Origin of the sequence: uncultured Arthrobacter sp., from assembly GCF_902805515.1 — a bacterium.
Taxonomy (GTDB): Bacteria; Actinomycetota; Actinomycetes; order Actinomycetales; family Micrococcaceae; genus Arthrobacter_D.
Map to the genome: position 1 here is coordinate 1 of NZ_CADCTE010000017.1, position 4,574 is coordinate 4,574.

5 protein-coding genes are annotated in these 4,574 nt (G+C 65.5%); 2 read left to right on the forward strand and 3 right to left on the reverse strand.

All coding sequences use genetic code 11. The features are described from left to right. Together QZX79_RS01970 and QZX79_RS01975 are read left to right on the forward strand one after the other, a co-directional pair. A partial coding sequence (locus QZX79_RS01970; protein ID WP_294563904.1) for an FAD-linked oxidase C-terminal domain-containing protein occupies window positions 1–592 on the forward strand: 592 nt, incomplete at its 5' end. Then, on the forward strand, window positions 574–993 hold the full coding sequence (locus QZX79_RS01975; protein WP_294563906.1) for a heme-binding protein: 420 nt from the start codon (window positions 574–576) through the stop codon (window positions 991–993). The genes QZX79_RS01970 and QZX79_RS01975, both read left to right, overlap by 19 nt. Here QZX79_RS01975 and QZX79_RS01980 read toward each other — a convergent pair. From QZX79_RS01980 to QZX79_RS01990, 3 genes are all read right to left on the reverse strand, one after another. Further along, window positions 990–2,249, reverse strand: a complete 1,260-nt coding sequence (locus QZX79_RS01980) for a Tm-1-like ATP-binding domain-containing protein (RefSeq protein ID WP_294563908.1) — start codon at window positions 2,247–2,249, stop codon at window positions 990–992. The genes QZX79_RS01975 and QZX79_RS01980 overlap by 4 nt on opposite strands. 45 nt (window positions 2,250–2,294) lie before the next feature. Further along, window positions 2,295–3,029: a DeoR/GlpR family DNA-binding transcription regulator gene (locus QZX79_RS01985; RefSeq protein ID WP_294563910.1), complete on the reverse strand. Its 735-nt coding sequence runs from the start codon at window positions 3,027–3,029 to the stop codon at window positions 2,295–2,297. A gap of 10 nt (window positions 3,030–3,039) precedes the next feature. Next, window positions 3,040–4,574, reverse strand: a 1,535-nt coding sequence (locus QZX79_RS01990) for an FAD-dependent oxidoreductase (RefSeq protein ID WP_294563913.1), incomplete at its 5' end; no start/stop codon positions are given.

Consider the following 4,574-nt stretch of genomic DNA (forward strand, 5'->3'; position numbering starts at 1 on the left):
GATCGTTCAATCCGATGAACCAGATGAGACAGGCGCCCGTGAGATAGCCGACGTCGCCGCCATTTGCACCGCCAACCACGCAGGCACGGTCTACACCACGGAGGACCCCCTCGAAGGGGAGGCCTTCGTCGCTGCCCGCCGGATGGCAATTCCTGCTGTCGAGCAGATGGGGACGCTTCTTCTGGGCGACGTGGGCGTACCCCTCCCGCAACTCGGGGAGCTGGTCCGCGGGATAGCGGGGATTTCGGAAGCGCGAAACGTTCCCATCGCGGTGATCGCGCACGCCGCAGACGGGAACACACACCCCCTGATTGTCTACGACGCCGCGGACACCGAGCAGAAAGCGCGCGCCTACGTCGCCATCGGAGAGGTTCTCGATCTCGCGCTTGCCCTGGGAGGCACCATCACCGGTGAACACGGCGTCGGCCGGCTGAAGAAGCCGTGGTTGCCCCAATATCTCGGAGAAGACGCCGCGAAGCTCAACCAGAAGATCAAGACGGCACTCGACCCCGACAACATTCTCAACCCCGGCGCGGTGTTCGAAAGTCCTCCGACCCCTGACAGGAGTGCACCATGGAAAACTACCGGGTAACAGCCTCCATCACCTACGAAGCAGCCCAGAACGCGGTGCGGGTGGCGATCGATGAGGCGGCCAGGACCGGAATCGCCGTTGTGGTCACCGTCGTCGATCCGACCATGGTTCCAGTCGCTTTCGGCCGGGCTGACGGCGCGACGCCGCACAGCGTGGAGACCAGTCGCCGGAAGGCGAACACCGCGGCGTCCACCCGCCGTAGGACCGGCTGGATGCAGGACTCATTCGCCGTCGAACTGCCGTTAGGGACCGGCGGCCTCCTGACGAACATCCGCGGCGGATCGCCGCTTAAATTCGGTGGAACCTTGGTTGGCGGGATCGGCGTCGCAGGTGGAACCCCTGACCAGGATGCCGCAATCGCCGCCGCGACCCTCGCCGCGATCGGAGCCGACGCGGACTAGGAACCTGCACGGCGTCCACCGTCACGTCCACCGGCCGCCGCCTCCAGCATCGCCAGGAAGCGGGCCGCCACGGCCTCGCCGAACTCCGGGGAGTTGATGTCGGTCTGCAGGACCTCCAGCGGAATCGAGGGGGGAAGGTGCTCCCTGAGGGCGGCGACAAGGGCAGAATCAGCGTCATGTTCGGCGATGGGTCCGCCCGGAACTCCGATCAGGGAAAAACCCTCTGTCGGCACCATCACGACCGTGGGCGCAACGGCATCCGCGAGCCGCTCCGCGATCTCCCGGCCCAGCGTACGCATCTCCTCCTCCTCCACCCGCACCAGAGTGGCGACCGGGTTGTGGCGGTAATGCGGCCGCTTGAGGTACTGGGACGGCACCGTGTCGAGGGCCCCCTGATTGAAGAAGTCCAAAGCCCCCGGCACCACGAGAAGCGGCAACTGTTGTTCTACGGCAGCCCGCATCCGCTGCGGACCGGTCGCGTGTACCCCGTCGAACATGGTGTTCGAGACCTCCGACAGCGTGAAGTCGATCACGCCGCTCAGCACTCCGTCCCGGGCCATGTCGTCCATGGCAGGTCCGCCCACTCCGTTGGCGTGGAAAATGATGGGCTCCAAGCCGGCTTCCTCCAGCCTTTTCACGACAACCATCGCTCCAGGAGTCGTCTGCCCCAGCATCGTCAGGCCGATGCTGGGGCGATCCGGAGCCGGCTTCTCACTGCCCCAGCGGCACATCCCGGCGATAGCAGCGGCGGCGTTACCGAAGACACTTCGGGCGACGGAATTCAGCCCGAGGATGTCGATGACGGAGTGCATGATCAGGATGTCACTGCTGCCCATGAACGGCCCGAACTCCCTGCGCCCCGAGGCGCTGGGGGACACGACGATCTTCGGCACGCCGACCGGAAGCGCCTGCATGGCGGCAGCGCCCATCAGCCCCCCTTCCGCGCCACCCAGGCACAGGACGCCCTGAATCCGGCCCTCATCGTAAAGCCGGCGGACAAGGACGCGGAGCGCTTCCTGCATCATCTCCACCGCGGCGCCACGGCTTCCCGCCTGCTGCACGGCAGCCAGCGAGGAGCCCGCGGCCCGCGCCACCTGCTCACGGGGAATGTCGGCATCGATCCCGGGTGTCCCGAGAATCCCCGAATCGATTACCACGGCTCCGGTGTCGAACTGTGTTAGCCGCTTGCGCACGAAGTCGATCTCGGCGCCCTTGGTGTCCAGCGTGCCGATCAATGCGACAACGGGCTGGTTCATTGGTCCTCCTGATTGCGCGGTGTACGAGGGCTCACTGGGCGATGGTCAAGCCTGCACGCCGGTAGTCGGCGAGGTCATCCGCGGACAGGCCCTCGTCGGTGACCACAAGATCCAACTCATCAGCCGACGCCATGTTAATGAGAGCGTTCGTCCCGAATTTCGTGGAATCGACCAGTGCGATGCGCCGAAGGCGGCTTTGGTGACCTCGGCCAGCTCACGCTGGGTGGTGTTGAGCCCGCTCGAGGTGATGCCGGCCGCCGACACGAAGGCGACAGTGAACGACAAGTGCTCCATGAACTCGGCGGCCCATCGCCCGGTGATGGCCCGCAGGGGCTGATTCAACTCCCCGGGCAGCATGATGAAATGGATCGAGGGCGCAACCACGTCGTTGGCGATCGCCGGTGAATTGGTCACCACAGTCAGGCCCCGGTTGGGCTCCTTTTCGAGAGCCTTGGCCAGGGCGAACACCGTGGTGGAGGAATCGAGGAACAGCGTTGCTCCATCGGAAATCTCCTCCAGGGCTCGGACAGCAATCTCCTTCTTCTGGCTGAGGGCCTGGTCCCTGCGGATGGAGTATTCACTCCGGATCGGCGGCACCCCGGTCGAACTCCTCGCGCCACCGCGCACCCGCTCGAGCACACCTTCCGAGGCGAGATATTCGAGGTCGCGGTGGATGGTCACCGGGGCAACGCCGAACCTCTGGCTCAGTTCGCTGAGACGGACCTGTCCGTCGCGTTCAACGGCTTCGCTGATGCTCTCCCGTCGGTTTTCCGTACCCACCTGGGGGACCCTAGATTCGTGTTCCGGCCCAGAAGCCGGATTGCGTCGCATTGTAAAGACGGCCGCCTTTCAGTTTGGCTCCGACGGTTAGGACTTCCTTGCCCGGGAGGTCCCAGGCTCCTCGGTCCGGCACCCAGTCAGGAGCGGATAGCCGGGTGGCTGAGGAGGTTTCGTCCTCCTCGACAAAACGTACACCGGCCTGCTCGAGCAGTGCGACGGTGTGGGCGGCCAGCAGCGGGTTCATGTCATATCCCGCGGGCCGGCCTCCGGTCACGACCACGGTCGGCTGCCCTTGCTGGGCTGCGAACGCGGCGGCGTTCAGCGCGATCTCATTCGCTCCGAGAACCGTGACCGGCCCGTCGAAGGTGAGTCGGGAATCCATCACCTCCACCGCGTTGAGAGTCCCGGCCGCCTCGCCCGCCGGGACAGCGCCGGTGGCCGCAACGATGACCTCAGCCCAGTCTGCGGCTGGATGGTTCGGACTGAAGCGGGTATCCACCTCAACCTTGACGCCGACATACTCGAGTTCACGCTCGAAGTAGGTTACGTAGGCCTCCATCTCCATCCGCTTGTAATCCGCCGCGGTGGCTGTCAGGACCTGGCCGCCGATCCGCGGGTTCGCCTCGAGCAGCCGCACTTCGTGGCCGCGGAGCGCCGCGGCCCTCGCCGCCTCCGCCCCGGACGGCCCTCCGCCCACGACGAGTACCCGCTTGGCCCTTGCCTGGGGCCGAAGCAGTTCGTCGGCGTCCTTCTCGTAACCAAGCTCCGGGTTGATCACGCAGTGGACGCGCCATCCTCCGAAGAGGAAAGTGCCGATGCACTCGTTGCACGCGATGCAACGCCGGACACGGTCGGATTCACCGTTTTTCACTTTGAGCACCAGGTTGGCGTCGGTCAGCTGGGTCCGCGCGAGCGCCACGAAGTCCAGCTGCCCGCCTTCGACGGCGTCGGCGCATGTTTCCAGCGCCCAGCCCAGGCGGCTGATGCCGATGACGGGTTTGGCGACCATCGCCTTCACCCGGGCGGCGAGCGGCAGCAGTTCCGCAGGCTTCCGGCCCTGCATCATGAAGATGGAGTCCATGCTTTCGTAGGTCGCCGCAGTGACGTTGAAGACGTCGACATATGGTTCGATGAGCTTGCAGAAGGCGAGTCCCTCCTCCGCCTCCATGCCGCCGGGCACCCGCTCTTCGAGGCTGATGCGGTAGCTGATCGGGAAATCAGGACCGACTTCCTCCCGGACAGCCTGGACAACTTCGAGTGGAAAGCGTGCGCGGTTCTCGAACGAGCCACCGTATTCGTCCGTCCTCAGATTCGACTGGGGCGAGAGGAACTGGGTGAGGAGGTAGCCGTGCGAACCATGCAGTTCGACCATGTCGAACCCGGCCTGCTTCGACCGGCGGGCAGCGTCACGGAACTGCTGCACGATCTCCTTTATCTCCCGGATTTCGAGGGCCCGGGGCTCGTCACCGATTGCCGCCGACGTCACTGCGGACGGCCCGACCGGCCCCGTGTCGGACGAGAACGGTCCGGTGGCATGGTGACGGC

Bases quoted from the DNA above. Each gene is read 5' to 3' on its own strand.
- QZX79_RS01975 (WP_294563906.1), top strand. From the start codon at position 574: ATGGAAAACTACCGGGTAACAGCCTCCATCACCTACGAAGCAGCCCAG.
- QZX79_RS01980 (WP_294563908.1), bottom strand. From the start codon at position 2,249: ATGAACCAGCCCGTTGTCGCATTGATCGGCACGCTGGACACCAAGGGC.